Here is a 2,573-nt window from a genome sequence, read left to right as displayed (position 1 = left end):
TGATAGGGGTGGGACAGGAAGCAGACAGGGAGAACGGGGAAGAAACGGGGAAAAGGGCATTTTTTGGCCGGAATGTGCCGCCTGCAAAAAGAAGTAAAAAAAATAATTTACAAACATCTATTATGGACGGGGCAGGCGGGAAACAGACCTCACGAATTCCGCAGTTCAATTCCACCTGAAAAACCGATGCTTTTTCTGAAGAAAAAAAATCCGTGATAAACGGATAAAATTCAAGGCTGAAACGCTTTGCATTCTCAAGTCTTTTTCTTATCTTTGTGAAGCGAATCATAGAAGACGATATGAAGAAACTGATTGCCATACTGACTGTCACACTGACTGCCGTGCTGCTTTTGCTGGCAGGTTGTGGCTCCGTACCTGTCACGGGACGGAGGCAGGTGCTTTTGGTATCCGATCAGGAGGTGCTGAGCTCCAGCCTGACCCAATACAACGCCTACATGAAGAGCGCCCCGAAGTCAACATCGGCCCAACAATCGGCGATGGTGACACGTGTGGGCAAGAAGATTGCGGCCGCTACCGAACAATACCTGAAGCAGAACGGACTTGCCGGCGAGGTGAAGAACTTCGCGTGGGAATTCAATCTGGTGAAAGACCCTCAGGTGAACGCCTTCTGCATGCCCGGCGGAAAAATCGTGGTGTATGAGGGGTTGATGGAACTGGTGACATCGGACGATGAGCTGGCGGTAGTCATCGGACACGAAGTGGCACACGCCGTGGCAAAACACAGCAACGAACGCATGAGCCAACAGATACTGGCACAATATGGCGCCCGGATACTGAACCGGTCGCTTTCGCAGAAAAGCGCCGCCATGCAGGCCATTGCCAACCAGGTGTACGGCGTAGGCGCACAATATGGAGTGATGCTGCCCTTCTCGCGCAAGCACGAATCGGAAGCGGATTATATGGGACTGATTTTCATGCGCATGGCAGGCTACAATCCCGATGTAGCCATCAACTTCTGGAAGAAGATGTCGGCAGGCGGCAGCGCCAAAGTGCCTGAACGGATGAGCACACACCCCAGCGACACACGCCGCATCGGAGACATACAGAAAGCACTGCCGGAAATCAAAAGCAAATACTAATGGGGAAAGGAGTTGTCGGGAGTTAAAGATAACTCCCTCAAAAACAACTTTTACTAAAGAACCACTGATATGAAGAAACTTATTATCGTCATACTGACTATCACCACCCTCCTGAGCAGTTGCGGCACCGGCCGAATGGCTACAGACAATTCCGGCGCCGTATTCGCGGGAGCCGCCATCGGAGGCAACGTAGGCAGTGCCATCGGCGGATTGATAGGCGACAACAGCGGAGGCCGGCGAGGCAGCTACCGGGGGTCCGCCATCGGAAACATCATAGGCACCATTGCCGGAGCCGCCATCGCCAACGCCGCCACCGCCCCCAGGAGGCAAGAGGAGAGCGGCTACCGGATTGAACGGTCACGCCCCTTCCCCGCCCCATCCGAAGTGCAGAGAGCGGCATCGGGCTTCGACCACCTGAGGATACAGAACATACGTTTCATCGACGACGACCGCGACCATATCATCCGTTCGGAAGAGAACAGCAAGGTCATCTTCGAGATTATGAACGAAAGCAACCAAACGGTCTATAACGTGGTTCCCGTGGTGGCCGAAGCCACCGGGGCAAAACGCATCTACCTGTCGTCATCCGTAATGATAGAGCAGATTGCCCCGCACGAAGGCGTGAAATACACCGCCAACCTCTACGCCGGGAAGCGGATAAAGACCGGAGAAATAGTGATACACATCTCCATTGCCGACGAATACGGACAGGAATACGACCGGCAGGAGTTTTCATTGCAGACCCAACGATAAACCGCTATGGCAGACAACTATCTTGAGAAACAAATGGAGCAGTACCAGGCACGGAAAGCGGCTTGGGAACGAGCGCGCAAGTACGGCAAGAAGAAGCCCTCCGGCGCATTGCACAACAAGCCGAAACAACCCGAACACCCTACTCCCGAAACGTCAAAGGAATAGCCCCTTTTTTTTATCCAGAACCATGATGCTACATCGCTTTACAACATCCATCACCGGCATTCCGCTTCCGGAGAAGTTCACCTATCCCTTCTGCTACACCCCCCATCCGCTGTGCGAGCTGGCAGCGAAGGAAGTGCAGGAGTACCTGGCCCGGCAGACAGCCTGGCAAGACGAACTGGCGCAAGGCAAGATGTTCGGCGTACTGGTGGTGCAGACAGCCCAAGGAGAAATCGGGTATCTGGCAGCCTTCTCCGGCATTCTGGCAGGAAACAACGTGCATCCGTTCTTTGTGCCGCCCGTCTATGACCTGCTGCAGCCGCAAGGATTCTTCAAAACAGAAGAAGAGCAAATCTCCCGAATCAACGCCCGCATCAGGCAACTGGAGGAGGACGAAGCCTATCGGCAGTCGCTCTCCGCCCTATCCGCATCGGAGCAGGAGGCGCAAATCCTGTTGGCGGAAGAACGGCAACGGATGAAAGCCGCCAAAAGGCAGCGGGAAGCACGACGGCAAACCTCCCGGCTCGCGCCGGAAGAAGAAGCCGCCCTGATACGCGA

At 54.4% G+C, this 2,573-nt stretch carries 4 protein-coding genes and 1 pseudogene; 4 read left to right on the top strand and 1 reads right to left on the bottom strand.

The features are described from left to right. Nucleotides 1–319: hypothetical protein (locus tag K2G43_RS06450; RefSeq protein WP_300153622.1), on the bottom strand; the 319-nt coding region annotated here is incomplete at its 3' end. Between K2G43_RS06450 and K2G43_RS06445 the strand changes: the two genes are divergently transcribed. From K2G43_RS06445 to K2G43_RS06430, 4 genes and pseudogenes are all read left to right on the top strand, one after another. Further along, nucleotides 300–1,100 (top strand): M48 family metallopeptidase, encoded by an 801-nt coding sequence (locus K2G43_RS06445; RefSeq protein WP_300153620.1) that lies wholly within the window; start codon nt 300–302, stop codon nt 1,098–1,100. The two genes, K2G43_RS06450 and K2G43_RS06445, sit on opposite strands and share 20 nt — an antisense overlap. A gap of 69 nt (nt 1,101–1,169) precedes the next feature. After that, nucleotides 1,170–1,853 carry a glycine zipper family protein gene (locus K2G43_RS06440; protein ID WP_297643370.1) on the top strand — a complete coding sequence of 228 codons (684 nt, stop codon included), beginning with the start codon at nt 1,170–1,172 and terminating at the stop codon, nt 1,851–1,853. 6 nt (nt 1,854–1,859) lie between these two features. Further along, the gene (locus tag K2G43_RS06435) at nt 1,860–2,018 is read left to right on the top strand and encodes a hypothetical protein (protein ID WP_297643384.1); all 159 of its coding nucleotides are present in this window, start codon (nt 1,860–1,862) and stop codon (nt 2,016–2,018) included. Nucleotides 2,019–2,043: 25 nt separating this feature from the next. Beyond that, nucleotides 2,044–2,573 (top strand): annotated as a pseudogene (locus tag K2G43_RS06430) (RNA pseudouridine synthase); the annotation flags it as partial.

Source organism: Bacteroides sp. (assembly GCF_029057325.1).
Classification (GTDB): domain Bacteria; phylum Bacteroidota; class Bacteroidia; order Bacteroidales; family Bacteroidaceae; genus Bacteroides.
This window is presented reverse-complemented; position numbering and strand designations above follow the sequence as displayed.